General features: G+C 51.8%; 16 protein-coding genes. All 16 read right to left on the reverse strand.

Annotation, left to right across the window (positions count from 1 at the left end; translation table 11 throughout):
* Positions 1 to 830: 830 nt before the first annotated feature.
* The 16 genes from C8N40_RS11640 to C8N40_RS11705 all read right to left on the reverse strand — a co-directional run bounded on the left by C8N40_RS11640 (position 831) and on the right by C8N40_RS11705 (position 19248).
* Positions 831 to 1754 (reverse strand): glycerophosphodiester phosphodiesterase family protein, encoded by a 924-nt coding sequence (locus tag C8N40_RS11640; RefSeq protein WP_170114083.1) that lies wholly within the window; start codon positions 1752 to 1754, stop codon positions 831 to 833.
* 69 nt (positions 1755 to 1823) lie between these two features.
* Positions 1824 to 2525: a GDSL-type esterase/lipase family protein gene (locus C8N40_RS11645; protein ID WP_108211937.1), complete on the reverse strand. Its 702-nt coding sequence runs from the start codon at positions 2523 to 2525 to the stop codon at positions 1824 to 1826.
* 49 nt (positions 2526 to 2574) lie between these two features.
* Positions 2575 to 3507, reverse strand: a complete 933-nt coding sequence (locus C8N40_RS11650) for a glycerophosphodiester phosphodiesterase family protein (RefSeq protein ID WP_108211938.1) — start codon at positions 3505 to 3507, stop codon at positions 2575 to 2577.
* A 41-nt stretch (positions 3508 to 3548) separates the two neighbouring features.
* On the reverse strand, positions 3549 to 4964 hold the full coding sequence (locus C8N40_RS11655) for a calcineurin-like phosphoesterase C-terminal domain-containing protein (protein WP_211318085.1): 1416 nt from the start codon (positions 4962 to 4964) through the stop codon (positions 3549 to 3551).
* Between the two features lie 14 nt (positions 4965 to 4978).
* A complete protein-coding gene (locus C8N40_RS11660) occupies positions 4979 to 6178 on the reverse strand; it encodes a phospholipase D-like domain-containing protein (RefSeq protein WP_170114084.1) in 1200 nt (399 codons plus the stop codon).
* 103 nt (positions 6179 to 6281) lie between these two features.
* Complete coding sequence (locus tag C8N40_RS11665) at positions 6282 to 7727, reverse strand: SusD/RagB family nutrient-binding outer membrane lipoprotein (protein ID WP_108211941.1); 1446 nt, start codon at positions 7725 to 7727, stop codon at positions 6282 to 6284.
* Positions 7728 to 7775: 48 nt separating this feature from the next.
* The gene (locus C8N40_RS11670; RefSeq protein ID WP_211318086.1) at positions 7776 to 11030 is read right to left on the reverse strand and encodes a SusC/RagA family TonB-linked outer membrane protein; all 3255 of its coding nucleotides are present in this window, start codon (positions 11028 to 11030) and stop codon (positions 7776 to 7778) included.
* Positions 11031 to 11067: 37 nt separating this feature from the next.
* The gene (gene glpT / locus C8N40_RS11675; protein ID WP_108211943.1) at positions 11068 to 12396 is read right to left on the reverse strand and encodes a glycerol-3-phosphate transporter; all 1329 of its coding nucleotides are present in this window, start codon (positions 12394 to 12396) and stop codon (positions 11068 to 11070) included.
* Between the two features lie 217 nt (positions 12397 to 12613).
* A complete protein-coding gene (locus tag C8N40_RS11680; RefSeq protein ID WP_108211944.1) occupies positions 12614 to 13345 on the reverse strand; it encodes an MIP/aquaporin family protein in 732 nt (243 codons plus the stop codon).
* 36 nt (positions 13346 to 13381) lie between these two features.
* Positions 13382 to 14866 (reverse strand): glycerol kinase GlpK, encoded by a 1485-nt coding sequence (gene glpK / locus C8N40_RS11685; RefSeq protein ID WP_108211945.1) that lies wholly within the window; start codon positions 14864 to 14866, stop codon positions 13382 to 13384.
* Between the two features lie 16 nt (positions 14867 to 14882).
* Entirely contained in the window at positions 14883 to 16526 is a 1644-nt protein-coding gene (locus C8N40_RS11690) for a glycerol-3-phosphate dehydrogenase/oxidase (protein WP_245905088.1), read from the reverse strand.
* A gap of 488 nt (positions 16527 to 17014) precedes the next feature.
* A complete protein-coding gene (locus C8N40_RS23290) occupies positions 17015 to 17569 on the reverse strand; it encodes an ABC transporter ATP-binding protein (RefSeq protein WP_211318087.1) in 555 nt (184 codons plus the stop codon).
* The gene (locus C8N40_RS22955) at positions 17494 to 17781 is read right to left on the reverse strand and encodes an ABC transporter ATP-binding protein (protein WP_211318088.1); all 288 of its coding nucleotides are present in this window, start codon (positions 17779 to 17781) and stop codon (positions 17494 to 17496) included. Before C8N40_RS22955 ends, C8N40_RS23290 begins: the two co-directional genes overlap by 76 nt.
* Positions 17778 to 18146, reverse strand: a complete 369-nt coding sequence (locus C8N40_RS23295; protein WP_211318089.1) for a FecCD family ABC transporter permease — start codon at positions 18144 to 18146, stop codon at positions 17778 to 17780. The genes C8N40_RS22955 and C8N40_RS23295 overlap by 4 nt, the downstream gene beginning before the upstream one ends.
* Positions 18146 to 18784, reverse strand: coding sequence for a FecCD family ABC transporter permease (locus tag C8N40_RS23300; protein WP_211318090.1), 639 nt, complete (start codon positions 18782 to 18784; stop codon positions 18146 to 18148). Before C8N40_RS23300 ends, C8N40_RS23295 begins: the two co-directional genes overlap by 1 nt.
* Positions 18781 to 19248 (reverse strand): ABC transporter substrate-binding protein, encoded by a 468-nt coding sequence (locus C8N40_RS11705; protein WP_170114085.1) that lies wholly within the window; start codon positions 19246 to 19248, stop codon positions 18781 to 18783. Before C8N40_RS11705 ends, C8N40_RS23300 begins: the two co-directional genes overlap by 4 nt.
* Positions 19249 to 19260: the final 12 nt, after the last annotated feature.

Genomic DNA, 19260 nt, shown 5'->3' on the forward strand with positions numbered 1-19260 from the left:
CCTATCCTGTTCTGTGCCCTTGGCAAAGGTTCCTTTTATCCAGTGCTTCACAGACTTGCCTATAAATCGTATTTTAGATTTTCCACGAGAGGGAAAGTTAAACTTCTTTTCTGCCTTCTACCAAGAACAGGTGAGTTTCTGCCATACCGGGTCCAACCACCCCTGCCCCTCCTTAGCCAAGGAGGGGAGCCTGTGATTACTATGGCTGAAGTGTAAGTTTTATAGTGGCTGTTCTCGTGCGGACAGGTCGCGACCTGTCCCTACAAAGTATAAACCCACCCCTGCCCCTCCGAGGAGGGGAATTATCTGCAGGCGATTAACATCCCCCTACCCCCTTCGAAGGGGGACTTTAGCTGAAGCTCCGTTAGCAGTGGCTATCGAAAGCTACCCAGTTTTCCTGGGAGGCGCCTTGTGAGATCCGGTGCCCGGTAAGGGCAGCCCGAGGTACGAGGGCAGGAGGGAACACAGCGTCGAGCGGGAAAACGAGGCCTCCCGGCCTGGGAGGGCACTAAAGCCAGAGGTGCAACTGTAGGTATGTAAGTCTGGAAGATGAACGGCAGCTAGTAAGGATAGCTTGTGTCAAGTTGCGAGAAGCGGTGGCTATGGAAGTATAAGTATGGTCTACGCGGACTTGGAAGTCCGCAGCAGAATGAGTTTCAGACAAGGATGTCCGAAACAGTGGAAAGCAACTAACAAACAAACTCAAACGCTAATTCCTATTTTTGAGATAGCTTCTAATAAGTATAGCTTGGCTCAAATGGAAGGAAGCGGCGGCTATGAAAGTATAACCAAAGTATAAAGTACCATTCAGCAAGTATAAACTCAGCCTGTTAGTCAAGCTGCGTCAGAAGATTGGGATAATCCGTAATGATACCATCCACTCCCATCGCTTTCAGCTTGCTCATATCCTCCAAAGTATTCACGGTCCACGGCACCAGCTTTATACTTTGCTCTCTGCATTTTGCGACTAACCCGGGGGTAACCAGGCTAAAGTGAGGGCTGTAGATCGGAGGCTTATAGCCTAGCTTCTCCAGGTGTTCTTCGAAGCTCATGTTGGCATCACCAACCAAAAGGGCCGTTGTTACCTCAGGATATTGTTGGTGCACCTGTTGTATCTGCCTCCTATCAAACGACTGGATGTAAAACCGCCCACCGAGGTTCCGCTTTCGCACCTCGTCCATAACGAGTGCCACATATTCTTCCGGCTTTGGCTGATAGACCCCATCCTGATCAGGGTTCGCTTTTATCTCTATGTTGTAGATAACAGGCGGTAATCCTTTACTGGCAGTATACTGCTCTACCGAGTCTATTAACTCTCCCAAAAGCGGCATGTACGTTGCCATTTTCTGCTGCTCCGGGAAACCATCATGGTACCTGGAGCCAACGTCATACTTGCGAATCTCGGCATAGGGCATCTGGTAAAGCAACAGTTGTCTCGCCTGCTCCGGTGTCAGTTCCTTGCCTTCAGGAGTAAGCGATATCTGAGCGTTGATGTGAGGGTCATGCGCCACGACCACCTGTTTATCGATACTGATCTGTATGTCCACTTCCAACACATTGGCCCCGTCGTCTATGGCCTTTTTCATGGACGGGATCGTGTTTTCAGGCATGTACCCTCTGGTGCCCCGGTGCCCTACTTTAAAGAACTCCGGCATACTTGTCTGTTCCGTCTCCACAACCGGAGAACCGCTGCAGCCCCACAGCAGGAACAACGCCAGCATAAAGTATAGCTTTGGTTGGAGTTTTGATAGCATATTCATTTTACTAAGCTGTTAGAAATCTCTTTCGCGGATACGAGCCAAAAGTATAAATTATACTTCAACTTATTTCAGGTAGCCGCCTTTCTTCAGAACTTCCGCCCACTTTTTATACCCCTCATGCGTTAGGTGCAGGCCATCGTGCGTGTAGGCTTCCACCAGGCGCCCTTCGCTGTCCACAAACTCCGGATAGAGGTCAATGAGCGTCACCCGCTCTTCGGCAGCCAGCTTCTTCAGCTCGTTATTCAGCCAGAACACATGCTCCTCGCGGTTATAGTGCCTCGGAAACTTCGTGAACTTGTTGTTGGTGGGCAGCAGGGTCTGCAGGTAAAGCTTGGTTGTAGGCGACTCGGCTTTTATCCTGCGGACGATCTTTCTGTAATTGTTCAGGATGAGGCTGGCTGGAATGTTCCTGGAAACATCGTTGATACCGATCAGCAGAAAGATTTTGGCTGGTTTTCCTTCGGTCACCTCGTCCAGACGCTCCAGCACCCCGAACGTAATATCACCTGAAATGCCCCTGTTTCGGACGCGCTTGGACTCGAGCAACTCGTTCCAGTTTGGGTGCGCTGTAAGGCTATTGCCCAGAAATACGATGTCCTTTTTAGAGTTCGGGTAGGCTCTGAACTGGTCTACCTGTACCTGATAGGTTGCCGGCCGGTAGGTGCTGTCCCAGGCGGCCAGTTCCTGCGCCTGCGCCTTGTTGGAAAGCATCGGTACGCAGGCAAACACCAGGCAGCCACTCCAGAGTTTAGCGATAAACTTCATACTTCTATGACTTTGATCTCTTTGGAAATTATACTTGGAGTATCTCCTGTTATAGCTGCTCTGCCAGCACGTTCGGGTAATCGGTAATGATGCCGTCTACTCCCAGCGCTTTCAGCCTGGCTATATCCTCGGCCGTGTTCGCTGTCCAGGGTACAACCTTGATGTTGCGGTCGTGGCAGGCTTTTACCAACTCTGCTGTTACCAGCGTGTGGTGCGGGCTGTATATGGTAGGCGTAAAGCCCAGGTCGGCAAGGTTTTCCTCAAAGGTCTTTTTGTTGTTTGTCAGCAGCGAGGTTTTTACATGCGGGTGGCTCTTATGAAGCTCCTGCAACGTACGGAAGTCAAAAGACTGGATGATTACCCAAGGCGTGATGCCTTTGCTCTCCACCACCTCCATCAGCAGCTTCACAAAAGTGGCCGGCTCCGGGTGCAGCTGGTTATCGCCTGTTTCTTTGGACTTGGTTTCAATATTATAAAATACCTGCGGCAGGTTCTTCTTGTCCAGGTATAACTGCACGGAGTCAATCAACTCAGACAGCAAGGGAATGTAGGTCTCGGTGAGCTCTTGTTGCGGGAACTGGTCGAAGAACTTGGTTCCCATCTTAAACTGGCGCACCTGCGCATAGTCCATCTGGTAGATGGCATACTTGTTTTTCTCCTCACTTGTCAGGTCCTTCCCTTCCGGTGTTTGGGCATACAGGGGGTTGATGTGCGGGTCATGGGTGATCACCACCTTGTGGTCCTTGGTGATATGCGCATCCATCTCGATGGTTGTCATGCCCAGGTCAATAGCCTTTCGCATGGCAGGGATAGTGTTCTCCGGTGCCAGGCCGCGGGCGCCGCGGTGGCCTTCGGTGTCAAACGCGGGCAGTTCCTGGCTGAGCTGCTGCTGGGGTTGTTCCTGGGCGACTTGCTCCGGGTTCTTGCAGGCAGCGCAGCAAATAAGGGATAAGAGGGCGAGGTTGCGTATTTTTTTATTCATGACTAAAGCTAAGTATACTTTACATAAGGTGCTCAGGAAATTTAGGCCACGTTTGCCGTGCTTTCATACTTGTTTCCAAAGCGGTCGGTGGCAACTACTTTTATACTTTTCATTTCTGGTGATAAAGGAGCCGTGAAAATATGCTCTGTCTCTTTTGGCTCGGCAAACCCTCTCTTTTTAGGAAGCTCCTTCCCAAGATAAAGCGAGTAAGCCAACGGATCGAAGCCTTGCGCATTTTCCAGGGTACCGACGTATGTGCCATCAGCCCACCACTCTACTTTCCACTCCGGGTCCCAATTCCATACGTTGGCTATCAGGCGCTTCTCGTCCTGGCTGTCATTAATGTACACGCTCAGCTGGTGCTCCTTCGGGTGGCCCGTCGATTTATAGAACCAGCTCAGCTCCGTTCCTTTCACCTCATACACCCCATACCCTCTCGGTGTGCCGTCTCCGCAGACAGGTCCGGTCCACCAGGCGCCGCATAAGGTACCGTGCACGTGTTCGTATACATTGCCTTTTATCACATTGAGGTTATAGTGGGTGTGCCCCGACATGATATGCACCTTCCTGTCTTCCAGGATATCATACAGCTCCTGGTTGTTTGCTACCGCGTTATGCACCGGAATATGCAGGCCAATCACGATCAGGTGATCCTTCGGAACGAACGCTAAATCCTTTCTCAGCCATGCCAGCTGCTGCTCGGAAAGGTGCCCGTCATAGTTTCGGTCTTTGCCAAGGTAGCGCACATCATCCAGCACAACATAATGCACCTTGCCCCGGTTAAAGGAGTAGTACGTAGGGCCATATAGTTTCTGGAAGGTATCGTCAGAGGCATCATCCCCTCCCTTGTTATAGTCCATGTCGTGGTTGCCCAGCGCCTGGAAGAACGGAACTCCGGTAGCGGCAACGGCCTTGTCATAGCTGCTGAACAAGTGGTGTTCGTCCCAAACAATGTCGCCAACAGTGATGCCGTGCACCAACGCATCCGGACCGAAAGACTGCACCAACTGCTGCACATCCGGTGCTGCTTGTGTCAGCATCTGCCGTACATCCTCCTCGTTTTTCACCTGCGGGTCTGCCCAAACAATAAATTTATGGTTGCTATCGTCTTGCTGCAGCGGCGTAAGCTCAAAGTCATACCGTTGCTTTCTGGCTATCGTTTGATAGAACCTGGCGATGCCGTTTTCATGCGGGATGGCATGCCCTGCGGGAACAGATACAAAGACGAGCGACGCCTGCTCATGATAAGGAATTTCATACCGCCCCTTCCTGTCTGTTTTCACCACGCTAAACCCATCTGATACCACGACGTTTGCCACTCCTTTACCTGATGCCTTTACCGTGCCTTTTATACTTGCCTTGGCAGGTATACTAAGTCCCAGCACCGAGCGGGTACTAACCAAAAGGCCGCCAGAAACGAGTAAAACGTGATTTATAAAGTCTCTTCTTTTCATCATGCAGTGGTTAAAATTTACAGGCCGGGAATAGTTTTAAGCTTCTCGAAGTAGGAAGTATAAGCGCTGTAAAGGGCGTGGTCTTTCAGCAGCAGAATTGTTTCGTTGTTGTTGCGGAGCGCGTTCAGGGTGAAGTTATGGGATCCCGTTATGATAACATGGGAGGCCTGCCCCTCCCAGGAACCTTCCACAAGTATAAACTTAGCGTGGATGTTCATCTGCAACTTGCCAGATTCGGTCATGTTGTATACTTTCAGGTAAGCACCCTTTTCTTCCAGAGCCCGCAAGCCCGCCAGGACATCCTCGCTGATGCTGCTCTTTACCACCAGTTCTATAGTCGCGCCCTTCTCAAGCAGTTCATCCAGCTTTTCCACAATGTTCAGGCGGGTGCTCGTCCAGTCAGACATACCGATGCGAATAACAGCGGCAGATGGGTCTGTTATTTTTTCCAGCAATTCAATAATAGAGTCCTCTCCGTAGGCAGCTCCCCCGCGCCGCTTTGGCAGGAAGTAAGCCGAGATACCGGTTGCAGGGTCGTGGTACTCCTTGTAGTGGTAGTCTTTCATCCCCTGCTGTGCCCTTTGCGCCATGTCTTGCCAGTAGCCAAGGTAGGCATCGTACAATCCTTTATGGGTCAGAAACACGGCATCCTGCACTTTTCGGGTGCCGGAAAGTATAAAGTTGTGGGACGTCTGTAGTACCAGGTTAGTGGCTTCACCGGACTCGGTAAGCACTTTTGAAAAAAGCACGAACTTGTTGTGATTGATGGCAATGCTTCCGGCATCGCTATCCACCGTCACAAGCACTGCATTATCGGAAAGCTTTGTTTTCAGTTGGTTGATAGTATACGGATTGCTTTTCTGACTCTCTTCCCTGCTCAGGTCCAGCATCAGGTGCAACTTCACCCCACGGGCATCCGCCCTGTCGAGCGCATCCACCAGCTGGGCATAGTCAAATAAGTAAATAGACAGGTATATCGTGGCACCCTTTGGGCTGGCATCGATAAGGGCAATCAGCCGATCGAGAATCTGAGTGGAAGAAGCCCCACGCGATAATTGATCCGGGTCTGTAAATAGGACCTCCGGGAAGGAAGCCGTAACAGGCTTTGCCGCTGCAGGCTCCTCCGGCTGCGGCGTCTCCGGATCATCCTTAGCGCTCCCACAGGCAGCAATCAGAAGTATAAAAGCGTAAAGTAAGTATAAACGTAGATACTGCATAAGACTAGTTTGGGTAAGGCTGCCTCTGATAGGCAGCCTTACCGGTTTTAACATCAGGCAGCTACACAACACTGCCCGTAATAATCACCTTAAACTATTCTAACTATTCTCTTTCCCACCATACTTTGGTGTTGATGTCATCCCCGCCCATGGCTTCTACCGCTTTCCTGTAATTCTCAGCGTTCATTTGCTGCACCGTAGACGGGTAGCGGAAGCGAACGGGCACGCGCTTGTCGTTGAGCATGGCCTCTGTTTTGGGCAGCTCAGGCAAACCCGTGCGGCGATACTCATACCACTGCTGGTAATCGGTAAAGTATAGCGCCAGGTACTTCTGCAGCATGATGCGCTCAAACGTTCCGTCGTAGGCGGCGGCTGGGTTTTCGAAGTAATCGGCTGGCATCACAGCGCCCCATTGCTCTATGGCGGCCTTCACGCCCTTCTCGTAGTGCGCCTGTGCGTCGGAGGCGATGATGCCTTTCTGAGCCAGTTCCGCCTTAATAAACTCCACTTCCGCATAGCTCATGATAACAGCGATCATCGGCGCTGTTACCAAAGCGATGTTCATCGTGGAAGGAGTGTACTCGAACTGGGTATCGCTTCCCTCATAGCCGCTCGGAATGCCTTTGTACCCTAATTGCGTTTTGCCATCCCTTGAGGTAGCCTGTGTGAAGAACTTCTCGCGTCTTGGGTCGTTCAGCTCGTTCATGTTATCGATGAAGAAGGCAGCGGCAGCGCGACCGGTTCTGAAGTCCACGGCGCGTCCCCACGGCGAGATAAGCGGCGGAATACCCGTGATTTCAAGTATGGCGGCATGCGCATTGCTGGTAAATACAGGGTACTGCTCCAGATTATTGATGATCTCAGCCATCCTTGACTCAGCGTTCATCTCAGACTTTCCTGACACTCTAAGCAGCAGGCGCAGGCGAAGCGAGTTGCTAAAGCGCTGCCACATACTTATGTCGTTGCCATAGAGGATGTCCGTACCATAGATCATCTTCCTTGACTTGTCAAACAAGGTGCTGGCATGATCCAGATCGCTTAGTATTTTCGTGTAAACTTCCTGCTGCGAGTTGAAAGCCGGGTTAAAGATTCCCTCCTCTCCCCGGGCAGCCTCCTCCATGGGCACATCCCCGAAGGAGTCGGTCAGCAGCGAGTATACCCAGGCGTTCAGCGTAAGCGCTATCGCCTCATAGTTCGGATCCTCCGCAGCCACGGCTGCAGCATGCATCTCTTTGATGTTGGTAAGCCAGCGGTAGTAGGTGTTCCAGGTGGAACTCCCTGCATTTTCACCTATGTCATAACGGTGCTCACCGCCCGACGCGCTCGGAAACGGAAGCCCCACCTGCATGATTTCAAATGTGAAGTCATTGCTTCTGGTGGTGTTGAAGCTGGCCATTTCATAAAGGGTAGGATTGAGCAGTGTGCCGGGGCTAATTTTCTCAATCCGGTTCGGATCAATGTTTATCTCCTCAAAGTCGTCGGTACAGGATACGTTCAGGCAGCTTAGTGCCACGAGTAAAACAAATCCCTTTTTTATATTAAATGTCATGATTTTATCTTTTTAAGACGAACTGTTTATACCTGATACAATTCCTGCCTAGAGTTTTAGAGTCACGTTAACGCCATAAGTTCTCGTAGACGGCAGCTGCCCCATCTCCACGCCCGGCATGATGGTGCCACCATTCAAAGCCGCAGTCTCCGGATCAAAGATTGGGAACTTGGTTAGCATGGCCAGGTCGCGGCCGTAGAGGGCCACGCTGGCCCCTTGCAGGAATTTAGTGCGGGAAAGCAGCGACCCAGGCAGGTTATACTCCAGGCGCATTTCGCGCAGCTTCAGGTAAGAGGCATCAAAAGAGTTGGACTCCACGTTGGCACGACGGTAGTAGCGCGTGTAGTAGTCGGCTGGGTTTACCTTCTTTGTGTTTGGCGAGAAAGTTCCGTCGCCGTTGTCCACCACGCCATCACCGATGATAAAGCCTTCTTCACGGCCCATCAGTGTGCTCTTCAGCTTGCCTTGCTCGGCCATTTTATGGTGCGTCTGGGAATAAATGATGCCGCCATACTGTCCATCTACCAGTACACTGAAGCGGAAGTTCTTGTACGATACCTCGTTAAGGAAGCCGCCCTTCCAATCAGCATAGGCGTTGCCAATGTATTGCGTCTCGTCCGGGTAAGCTGGCAGACCAGCGTTGTCATATACTATCTGCCCGTCGGGGCTTCTCACAAAGCCGAAGCCGTAGATGTCACCCGTTGAGCCGCCAACTTTGGCGATAACACTTGCCTGGCCACCCGTTGCAATTACCTGCTCCTCTACACCAAGATCCTCTGCCAGTTCCAGAATCTCATTGTCATTCTTGGACCAGGTGACTGTGGTCTTCCACTTAAATTTGCCATTATCTATTGGGGTACCATTCACCATCAGCTCTATACCCTGGTTTTTGACTTCTCCGGCGTTCATTACCGCTCTGCTGTAACCCGTGGTTCTGTCAAGCGGGATTTCGAGAATCTGGTTCTTGGTAAAGCTGCGGTACAGGGTTACGTCCATGCCGATACGCCCCTGGAACAGGCTGTACTCCAGGCCGGCCTCGTAGCTGGTGGTGATCTCCGGCTTAAAGTCCACGTTGTGCAGTGTCGTCGGCACTGAGCCGGACCCCGGGAAGTCGCTTTGGCCGTAGTACTTCCTGGTCTTGTATGGGTCTGTGTCGTTACCCACCTGCGCTGCCGAAACCCTTAACTTGGCATAGGACACCTGGCGCGGCAACATGAAGATATCGCTCAGGATAAAGCTGGAGCTGATAGAAGGATAGAAGAAGGAGTTATTCTGCACCGGCAGCGTGGACGACCAGTCGTTACGGCCCGTCACGTCCACGAACACCTTGTCCTGGTAAGAGAAGGAAGCCAGACCGTAAAGGCTGTTTACCTGCTTCTCACTGTGCCCGGTCGTCATCATCGGGTTGCCGATACCGTTGGAGAGCTTGTATACTCCCGGAATCACCAGGCCGTCCACAACGCCATTCGTAAGTCTATACTTGCGCTTCATCATGTTGCCACCAATAGAGGTGCGCACATCAATATCGCTTCCGATCTTCTCCTTATAGGTAACCAAGGCGTCAGAGTTAATCTCATAGTCGAAGATGCTCTGCTCTTTGTAGTAGCCCGAGGGGAAGTTGGCCGTGTTGAACGGGCGTTGCTGCTCGCGATCTTCGCTGCTCAAATCGACCCCGGAGCGCACCATTACATCAAACTTAGGAGAGATTTCATATGTGGCCGAGAGGTTACCCACGGTGGAGTAGTTGTTGAGCGCGTTGGTCATCTCGTAGGCAATCACGTACGGGTTGTCGATAAAGGAACTGAAAGGGTGTATCTGCTCTATCTGCTCCTTGCCGCTTTTCCATCGTGGCTCGTACCAGGCCAAATCCACGTTCGGGTTCTGGAAGATCATGAAGTAGGCGATGGACTGGTTGCTGTAGCCGGTGCCCGGTAGGTTGTCGCTTTTCTTGTGCGTGAAGTTTAACTTGGAATTCAGGCTAAGCTTATCGGTGGCCTTGTAGTTCAGGCTCAGGGCCGCCGACATGCGCTCAAAGCCAGTGTTGGGCATAATCCACTCATTCTTAGAGTGCGTGATAGAGGCACGTGCTGACCCCTTCTCGTTACCCCCTTCTACAGACACGTTATTGGTAACGGTGTACCCGGTCTTGAAGAAACCTTTGATGTTGTCCTTGTAAGGTCTCCACAACTGGCGCTCCGCCGACTGTCCCTCCAGCGTAGGGTCGTACTGGTAGTAGTACTGCCCGTCGAACTTAGGGCCGTAGGCGCTACTGGTACTTCCTGTGTTAGCTCCATCCTCTGAGGCACCGTAGGAGTAGTAGGGTACACCTTCTTTATTAAAGGACTTGCCTGTACCTTGTCCATACTCATACTGGTAATCCGGCCACCGGAGCACATCGTTAAAGCTATAGTTGGTGTTCACCGTCACACCTAATCCCTTCTGGCGACGGCTTCCGGACTTGGTGGTGATAATAAGAGCGCCGTTAGCAGCACGGCTACCGTAAAGTGCTGCCGCGCTTGCTCCCTTTAGCACGGTTATACTTTCAATGTCGTCAGGGTTGATATCGGCGATGCCGTTACCGAAGTCCACCGGGATGTCGTTGCCCGAGCCCGCCCCGTAGGCGTTGTCCACGCCGGAGCTGGTCATCTCGCTGCTCATCGGCACGCCGTCCAGCACGATCAGCGCGTTGTTGCCATTGGCATTGAGTGAATTATCCCCTCTAAGGGAGATGCGTGTGGAGTTTACGGGACCGGAACCCGGGGACACCAGGTTCAAACCCGCCACCTTACCCGACAGGGCGCTGGCAAAGTTGTTGGAACGGGCAGACGTAACGCTCTCTCCACTTACGGTTTGGGTAGCATAGCCCAGAGCCTTTTCTTCCCGCTTAATGCCCAGCGCTGTCACCACCACCTCAGAGAGTTGCTGGTTGTCTGTCTGCATTCTAACGGTAAGATTATCGCTCGCCTGGTTGACAGTTACGCTTCCCTGCTTATACCCGATATAGGTAAAGGACAGCACAGCCCCCTTCTCTACATTTACCTGAAATTTACCATCCATGTTGGTTACCCCGACAGGGGTGCCGTTGGCAGCAATCGAAACGCCTGGTAAAGGAATGCCATCAGTATCATCCATTACAGTTCCCTGAACAGAAATTCTTTCGCCTTGGGGGAGATACTCCGTCAGCAATGGCCCTACCGGGGCAGCTGTAAGGGAGGGGCCTGCAGCAAAGAGGCACAGGGAGAGCATAGCTGCCCTGCCCAAATGGTGCCGGCCCTTTGGGGAGAGTGGTAAATGTTTTCTCATCTGACTTGAGCTTAGTGATTAGGTTAGTTGATGTTATTTAGGTTGTTAAGTTGATTTCCTTTTTCCAGGTGAGGGCAGTGAAGAAGATGGAAAGGATACAGGCGGCCACTAACACCATAAAGCCTCCATCCCAGCCCAGGCCGTCCACCACAAAGCCCATGGCGACGTTCGCAAACAAGGCGCCTCCCATATAACCGAAGAGTCCGGTTAAGCCAGCGGCGGTTCCGGCAGCTTTTTTCGGCACCAGGTCCAGTGCCTGCACCCCGATAAGCATCACCGGGCCATAAATCAGGAAGCCAATGGCTATCAAAGCCGCGTTATCGACCCATATGTTACCAGCGGGGTTTTTCCAGTAGATAAGCACCGCTATCAGTACCAGTACCATGTAAATGATGGTGGCTGGGGCCCGTCGGCCGCGAAACACTTTGTCGCTGATCCAGCCACAGAGCAGTGTGCCCGGTATACCGGCGTACTCGTAAGCAAAGTATGCCCAGCCCGTTTCCTTCACTGAGAATCCTTTCGCTTCCTCCAGGTAGGTCGGTGCCCAGTCCAGAATGCCGTAGCGCACCAGGTATACAAAAGCGTTGGCAAAGGCGATGTACCAGAGCACCCGGCTGGTGAACACATACTTAAAGAAAATCTCCCTGGCTGTTAGCTCTTTCTCGTGATCGGAAGTATAATTGCTGGGGTAGTCGTTTTTATACGCTTCTATGGTAGGCAGTCCGCACGACTGAGGCGTATCGCGCACGAGCATATAGGCGACCATGGCCGAAAGCAGGGCGATGATGGCCGGGAAGTATAGCTTGCTTTCCCAGGTTCCGAAAATTGCAACTGCTGCAATCGCCAGCGGTCCTACAAGACCGCCACCCACATTGTGCGCAATATTCCAGATCGACATCTTTGTGCCCCGCTCCTTAGTGGAAAACCAATGTACCATTACTCTTCCGCATGCGGGCCATCCCATGCCCTGGAACCAGCCGTTCAGGAACAGCAGCACAAACATGATGGTGATAGAACTGGTGGCAAGGGGCACTGTACCCATTACAAACATGGTGAGCGCTGAAAGCAGCAGCCCCACACTCAAAAACACACGGGCATTGCTTCTGTCCGAGACATTTCCCATCAGAAACTTACTCAGGCCATAAGCAACAGATACGCCCGACAGGGCTATCCCTAAATCAGCCTTGGAGTAGCCTTGTTCTATCAGGTCTGGCATGGCAAGCGAGAAGTTCTTACGAACAAGGTAGTAGCCGGCGTAGCCGAGGAAAATGCCTAAGAAAACCTGAAAGCGCAGGCGCTTGTACTCGGGGTCGATGCGCTCAAGCGGCAGGCGGTCGGCGTGTTGGGCGGGTGAGATAAGGTTCATGTACGCGGTTATACTTGTAATAAGTGGTAAAAATTATACTTTATACTTTGGAGTTAATTCTATAAAATTGATTAATCACTTGCCTTGCAAGACACAGTTACTCCTCACTAGAGGCACTATACTTACCTTCAATTGAAGGCCAATTTATACTTCTGCCCCGGCACGTATCCTCACTCTTAACTTGTGAAGAAAGCCCAGTAGCTGATACTTTAATGTATCAGCTATTCAAGAATAGGTAAAGGACCGCAGCTATACTTGCACCCAGCAAAGGACCGGCCACCGGTACCCAGGCGTAACTCCAGTCGCTGTGGCACTTGTCCTTGATGGGCACCAGCGTATGCACCAGTCTTGGTCCTAGGTCGCGGGCGGGATTAATGGCATAGCCTGTGGTGCCACCCAGCGATAAGCCAATTGCCCACACCAGGAAAGCTACCGGAATAGCTCCCAGCGACCCCATGCCGATAGGTGTTTTGTCATCGCCCAGCTCCGGGTTGGTGAAGTAGAAAATCACGAAGATGAGCACGAAGGTACCCAGCGCCTCGCTGAAGATATTGGAGAACCGGTGCCGGATGGCGGGGCCAGTACAGAATACAGCCAGCTTCGAAGATGCATTCTCTGTCGCATCGAAGTGCGGTTTGTATAACAGCCATACCAGCAGTGCCCCCAGCATGGCCCCGAGCATCTGTGCCAGCACATAACTCCCTACCTCCTGCCAGCTGAACTTACCGGCCAGGGCCAGGGCCAGGGTAACAGCCGGGTTCAGGTGCGCGCCGCTGTAAGGTGCGGCAATCACCACCCCTGCAAATACCGAAAGGGCCCAGCCGGTAGTGATTACAATCCAGCCGCTCTCACTGCCTTTGGTTCCCTTCAGGACCACGTTAGCCACCACACCGTTACCTAGTAGTATCAGAAGCATGGTGCCAATAAACTCGGCCATAAATGCTGTCATCAGTTTTTCCTGTTGCTTTGGTTGCTGATCTATTTATTATACCCAGGCTTTGGCCGCTTTTACCGCCTGGTGCCATCCTTTCAGGAGAGCATCCACCGCTAAGCTGCTATCCGGCTCAAAGCTTTTATCGATGTTCCACTGCTGCTGAATATCATCAATGCTGTTCCAATAGCCCGTGGCAAGGCCTGCCAGGTAAGCCGCCCCAATAGCGGTCACTTCCGTTACTTTCGGCTTGACAACATGGGCACCCAGGATATTGGCCTGGAATTGCATGAGTAGATCGTTGGCTGTGGCGCCACCGTCTGCACGCAATTCTTTTATGGTAATGCCGGCATCGGCTTCCATGGCTTTCAGTACTTCGTAAGTTTGATAGGCTATACTTTCCAGGGCAGCCCGGGCAATGTGCGCCGAAGTGGTGCCGCGTGTCATGCCTACCATGGTGCCACGGGTGTGCTGCTCCCAATGCGGGGCTCCCATTCCCACAAAAGCAGGCACCAGGTATACCCCGTCGCTTCCGGCCACTTTTCTGGCAAGCTGCTCTACTTCCGCAGAGGACGAGATGATGCCTAGCCCGTCGCGCAGCCACTGCACCACCGCACCTGCTATGAAAATACTGCCCTCCAGCGCATAATGCACCTGGTCGTTAATCTTCCAGGCGATGGTCGTGACAAGTCTGTGCTTGGATATGATGGGTGAGTCGCCAATGTTCATCAGCATAAAGCAGCCGGTGCCGTAGGTATTCTTCACCATACCCGGCTTGGTGCACATCTGCCCGAACAAGGCGGCCTGCTGATCCCCTGCAATTCCTGCGATCGGAATGGGGGTAGCAAAAAGAGAGGTGGCCGTATGGCCCACTACTTCGCTGGAGCTTTTTACCTCCGGAAGTATACTGGAAGGGATATCGAAAATCCGAAGCAGTTCTTCGTCCCAAGCTAGCGTATGGATATTATACAGTAAGGTGCGGGAGGCGTTCGTTACATCGGTGACGTGCTCCTTGCCGCCTGTCATTTTCCAGATAAGCCAGGTGTCGATGGTGCCAAACATCAGGCGGCCGGCTTCTGCTTTCTCGCGAGCGCCCGGCACATGCTCCAGAACCCACCTGATTTTGGTAGCCGAGAAATAGGCATCAATCACCAACCCGGTTCTCTCTCTAATAGACTCTTCCAGCCCCTGCTCCTTCAGTTGGTCGCAGAACTCAGAGGTGCGGCGGTCCTGCCACACGATAGCGTTGTATACTACCTCGCCCGTTTGCCGGTCCCACAGCACGGTGGTTTCCCGTTGGTTCGTAATGCCGATGGCCTGGATATCCTTTGCCTGCAGACCGGCTTTCAGAATGGCCTCGGCAGCTACTCCTACCTGTGTAGACCAGATTTCATTAGGGTCATGCTCCACCCAACCCGGCTGCGGGTAATGCTGCGTAAACTCCTTCTGAGCAACCGATACAGGAGCACCTTTTTGGTCAAATATAATAGCCCTGGAGCTGGTCGTTCCCTGGTCGAAAGCAAGTATAAATTTCTGCATAGGCGCCTATGTAAGGTTAGATATGATTCACTGCCGCTGGAGCTGCGCTATTGTAAGGCTCCAGCAAATACCTGTTTGCTAACTTTATAAAATCCCTGACTTGTTCTTGCTGCCACTCCGCATCTTTCCCCATTTCGCCTGCCATCAGGGCAGCCACCTGCGGTGCCATTTCAATAGCAGCTTTTGCATTGAGGAACAGTACCCTTAGCCTTCTTGCCAATACATCTTCCACTGTTCTGGCCATCTCGTGTCGCACCGCCCATACAACCTCAGCCCCTATGTGCGGAAAAGACCTGTGCAACTTGTTTCCTAATGCCGGATGCTGCGCTGCAAGCACTTCAACTCCCGCAGCATCTGTCCCATAATATAAAAGTGGTTTCAATATATTACTTTTTTCACTCACCGCACCATGTATTCGTAAGTTTGTTGTATTACATGGTCTTGCTGGCAGCTTCCCGACTGCAATTGCCTTGTCAATAGTGTCCTGCGCCATCTTTCTGTAAGTGGTCCATTTACCGCCTGTTATGGTAACCAGGCCTGATGCGGCAACGATGAGTTTGTGGCTGCGGGATATCTCTTTGGTGCTTCCGGCATCCTTTGTGGGTGCGGCCAGCGGACGCAGTCCAGCGAACACACTCAGCACATCCTTCCGCGTTGGCTTGCGTTCCAGGTACTGTCCGGCAGTCTGCAAAATGAAGTCTATCTCTGCTTCCAGGGCTGTTGGCTCCAGGCTATTCTCGTTAAGCGGCGTGTCCGTTGTTCCCAGCAGCACGTGCTCATGCCACGGCACCGCAAACAGTACCCTTCCATCCGGCGTCTTTGGGAGCATGAGCGCATTGTCTCCTTTCAGAAAGGAGCGATCGACTACCACATGCACGCCCTGGCTTGGACGTACCAGCGGATGCTGCTTGGGCACATCCATCTGCAGGATATCGTTTACAAACACGCCTGTGGCATTGACTACCACCTTTGCTTTCAGCTTATACTTGCGGCCGCTCTCCAAATCACAGGCTTCTACCCCTACAACCTTCCCTTGCTGATCTTTCACCAGTCCCTCTACCCGCATGTAATTTAGCACTACCCCACCCTGCTCCACGCAGGTTTGGGCCATGTTTACCGCAAGCCGGGCATCGTCAAACTGACCATCATAGTACACGATACCTCCTTTAAGGCCATCCCTCCGCACATTCGGCAGCAAGTTTATAACCGTGTCCTTGCTCACAAGAGAAGTCTTCTGGAACCTGTAGCGGCCCGCCATCCAGTCGTACACTTTCAGGCCAATGCCATAGAACATTTTATCCCACAGGCTGTAGCTCGGTATTACAAAAGGCTGCACATGCACCAGATGCGGGGCATTCTGCAACAGCAGGCCCCGCTCGTATAAGGCTTCGTACACCAGGCCAATATCCCCCTGCGCAAGGTAGCGCACACCACCGTGCACCAATTTTGTACTCCTGCTCGAAGTACCTTTGGCAAAATCAGCCTGCTCCAGAAGCAGGGTCCGGTAACCTCTGGATGCCGCATCTATACCAACTCCCAGCCCGGTAGCACCACCTCCAATTACTATCACATCCCATTCCAAATCCGTCTGCTCCAGCTGCTTCGCGAGCGTGGCCCTGTTAAACAGAGATTCAGAATATTTCTTTTCGTTTCCTAGCACCTAAATGCGTGTTTTATTTATTTACTATTTATTTCGATTTAAAAGTAAAAGAAACTATTTAATAATCAAATACAAGGGCACTTTTTTATCATTTTTAATTAAAGTTATACTTTGGAGAACAGTTTAAGCGGCTGATCTAGTAACATAAAGCATGCTAAAATCGCTAAAACTATACTTGATAAGAGGGAACTACCATAAAAGGCTCACTTATGGATACACGCTGTATGTACAATGATACAGCTCAACCAAATCGAAAGGTTAGCCAATTTTGCAGAGCTATTAAAAAGAAGAGGAAAGTATAGACTTGCTGTTTCGAAACCACTTCGAAAAGCAAGTATGTGGTGAGGGAGCTTCTGGTAAGTACTTATCAGGTCAGCTAGAAGCAAGAACTATGGCAGTGATGTACAATTTTGTGCTACCTCCAGCACTTAACTTTCCGGTTATGTGCCGAAGAAGATATTATACTTTAAACAGCATCTTCACTGCAGCTATACTTTGGGAACCACCATTAACTTATTGTTCACCATAACTGTGGTAAAACGCACATCATATACATACTCCAGAAAGGTGTCGGCATGGTTGTCAGGTTCTATACTTAGCGCAACCACCGCCCGGTCTTTCATGAAGTAGCAATGGTCCGCATACAGAAAAGCCATGTTCGGGTCGTGCATGATGGCGATGACTGTCAGGTTATTTTCTGTTAGCTTTTTGAGCTTCTCCAACACATAGGTCTGGTAATAAACATCGAGGTGGTTGGTGGGCTCGTCGAGCAGAATGATGCGGGGATGTTGTACGAGCACCCGCGCAATCATCACCAGTTGCTGCTCGCCACCCGAGAGTTCGGTATAGGGCCTGTCGGCCAGGTGGCTGATACCCAGATCTTCGATGGCCTGCCCCACCTTTTCCCTGTCGCTTTTACCGGGTGAGAAGGCGGAAAAAGCTGCCCTACCCGTCAGCACCACATCCTTCACCTGAAAGCGAAACACCGATTTATGAAATTGCGGCAGAAAGCCCAGCACACGGGCGCAATCCGAGAAGGACATGTTGCTTCTTCCTTCCCCATCAACTTCACCGAACCCTGCTTATACTTCTGCAGGCCTGCCATGATGTTGAAGAGCGTGGACTTGCCGCTGCCGTTGCGGCCAAGCAAAACAGAAAACCGGTTGGCCGGAAAGGTCACATTTACCTCTTCCAGTACTGGCGTTTGGCCATCCCCGAAGCTGAGGTTCCTTACTTCTATTGCTGCTTCTGTCATACCCAGTTGATTTTGTTTTTCTTTATTAAAAACAGAAAGAAAGGCGCTCCCAGCAACATCGTGAAAATGCCAATCGGAATTTCGAACTCCATCAGCGAGCGGGAGAAGTTATCGATGATAACCAGAAAAGACCCGCCAAAGCAAATGTTGGCCGGCATGGCTTTCCGGTTGTCAGGCCTAACCAGCATACGCGTGAGGTGCGGCATGAACAAGCCATACATGCTGATGACGCCAGCCGTCGCCACCGATGTAGAGGTGGTGAGCGTAGCCAGGCATACCAGTATGGCTTTATCGGCAGTAGGGTTCACACCAACAGCTTTCGCCTCCTCCTCCCCCAAGGCCAGCAAATTAAGCCACCAGCGCATCAGGCACATCCCCCTATCCCTGCTCCCACCGGCAAGGCAGCTGTATTAAGCTTATCCCAGGAGGCGTGGTGCAGGTTACCCATGGTCCACTGCACAATCGCCTGCAGTTTATAGGGGTCGCTGATATACTGCACGACGGTGAGGGAGGCCGTGAAAATACCCGACACAATCATTCCGGAAAGTATAACTGCTACAATAGAAGAACGATTGTTGCTGAAGGCGAAGGAATAAGTCAGTAGTACGGAAACCACGCCCAAGGCAAAAGCCGCCAGGTTGATGTTGATAAAGGGAAACGCAATGACCAGCGCCGCTCCGAAAGCAGAGCCCGAGGAGATGCCCAGCACATAGGGATCCACCAGCGGGTTCCGGAAGATGCCTTGCAAGGCTCCTCCGGAGGAAGCCAGCCCTGCTCCGATGATGAACGTGAGCAACACCCGGGGCAGCCGAACATTCTCGATGATGTTGTTGACCATGAACAACTTCGTGGAGCCTTCGTCAACACTGCCTGCCAGCGCAGCCCTGCCCCACTCCCAATAATCGGCAAATTGGAGTCCTTGGGACGGACCCACCGTCAGGGAATACAGCAGGAGCGGTAAGGGCAGGCCATAGATCAAAAAGGCTGTCAGGAATTTCCTCATTCGAGTAGCGCTGCAGCTTTGTCCCCATACAGATTCGTCATGATGTCCCTTCGGTTCTTTTCGAGGTCGAAGTTCTCTTTCTCGCCATAGCAGATATTATGCAGCTCGATGGCGGCATACATGATCTTGAGGGTATGGGGGTCGTAGTAAAAAGGTGGCTCCAGCACATGCACCTGTTTGTTTCTGACGGCTTTCAACACCGAAAGCTCCTTTTTGCTATAGAGTTCCTGCGGGTCTGTGTCCCAGAGCAGGATCAGGTCCGGTTCCCAGGAAATCAGCGTTTGGGAGTTGATTTTGGGCTGATCCACGGCAAAGGTACAGGCGTTTTTTACGCCAGCCAGCCGGAAGCACTCGCTCATGCGGCTGTTCCGGCCCGACGTAGAATAAATTCGGCCACCCGACCAGGCATAGTACACCGACTTCTTCTGCCCGATATACTTTGTCGCTTCCTGTATCTCATTCAATTTTTCACCAGA

The sequence above is a fragment of the Pontibacter mucosus genome, from assembly GCF_003054055.1.
In the GTDB taxonomy this organism is placed as follows: Bacteria; Bacteroidota; Bacteroidia; order Cytophagales; family Hymenobacteraceae; genus Pontibacter; species Pontibacter mucosus.

Bases quoted from the DNA above. Each gene is read 5' to 3' on its own strand.
- C8N40_RS11640 (WP_170114083.1), bottom strand. From the start codon at position 1,754: ATGCTATCAAAACTCCAACCAAAGCTATACTTTATGCTGGCGTTGTTC.
- C8N40_RS11645 (WP_108211937.1), bottom strand. From the start codon at position 2,525: ATGAAGTTTATCGCTAAACTCTGGAGTGGCTGCCTGGTGTTTGCCTGC.
- C8N40_RS11650 (WP_108211938.1), bottom strand. From the start codon at position 3,507: ATGAATAAAAAAATACGCAACCTCGCCCTCTTATCCCTTATTTGCTGC.
- C8N40_RS11655 (WP_211318085.1), bottom strand. From the start codon at position 4,964: ATGATGAAAAGAAGAGACTTTATAAATCACGTTTTACTCGTTTCTGGC.
- C8N40_RS11660 (WP_170114084.1), bottom strand. From the start codon at position 6,178: ATGCAGTATCTACGTTTATACTTACTTTACGCTTTTATACTTCTGATT.
- C8N40_RS11665 (WP_108211941.1), bottom strand. From the start codon at position 7,727: ATGACATTTAATATAAAAAAGGGATTTGTTTTACTCGTGGCACTAAGC.
- C8N40_RS11670 (WP_211318086.1), bottom strand. From the start codon at position 11,030: ATGAGAAAACATTTACCACTCTCCCCAAAGGGCCGGCACCATTTGGGC.
- glpT (WP_108211943.1), bottom strand. From the start codon at position 12,396: ATGAACCTTATCTCACCCGCCCAACACGCCGACCGCCTGCCGCTTGAG.
- C8N40_RS11680 (WP_108211944.1), bottom strand. From the start codon at position 13,345: ATGACAGCATTTATGGCCGAGTTTATTGGCACCATGCTTCTGATACTA.
- glpK (WP_108211945.1), bottom strand. From the start codon at position 14,866: ATGCAGAAATTTATACTTGCTTTCGACCAGGGAACGACCAGCTCCAGG.
- C8N40_RS23290 (WP_211318087.1), bottom strand. From the start codon at position 17,569: ATGTCCTTCTCGGATTGCGCCCGTGTGCTGGGCTTTCTGCCGCAATTT.
- C8N40_RS22955 (WP_211318088.1), bottom strand. From the start codon at position 17,781: ATGACAGAAGCAGCAATAGAAGTAAGGAACCTCAGCTTCGGGGATGGC.
- C8N40_RS23295 (WP_211318089.1), bottom strand. From the start codon at position 18,146: ATGCGCTGGTGGCTTAATTTGCTGGCCTTGGGGGAGGAGGAGGCGAAA.
- C8N40_RS23300 (WP_211318090.1), bottom strand. From the start codon at position 18,784: ATGAGGAAATTCCTGACAGCCTTTTTGATCTATGGCCTGCCCTTACCG.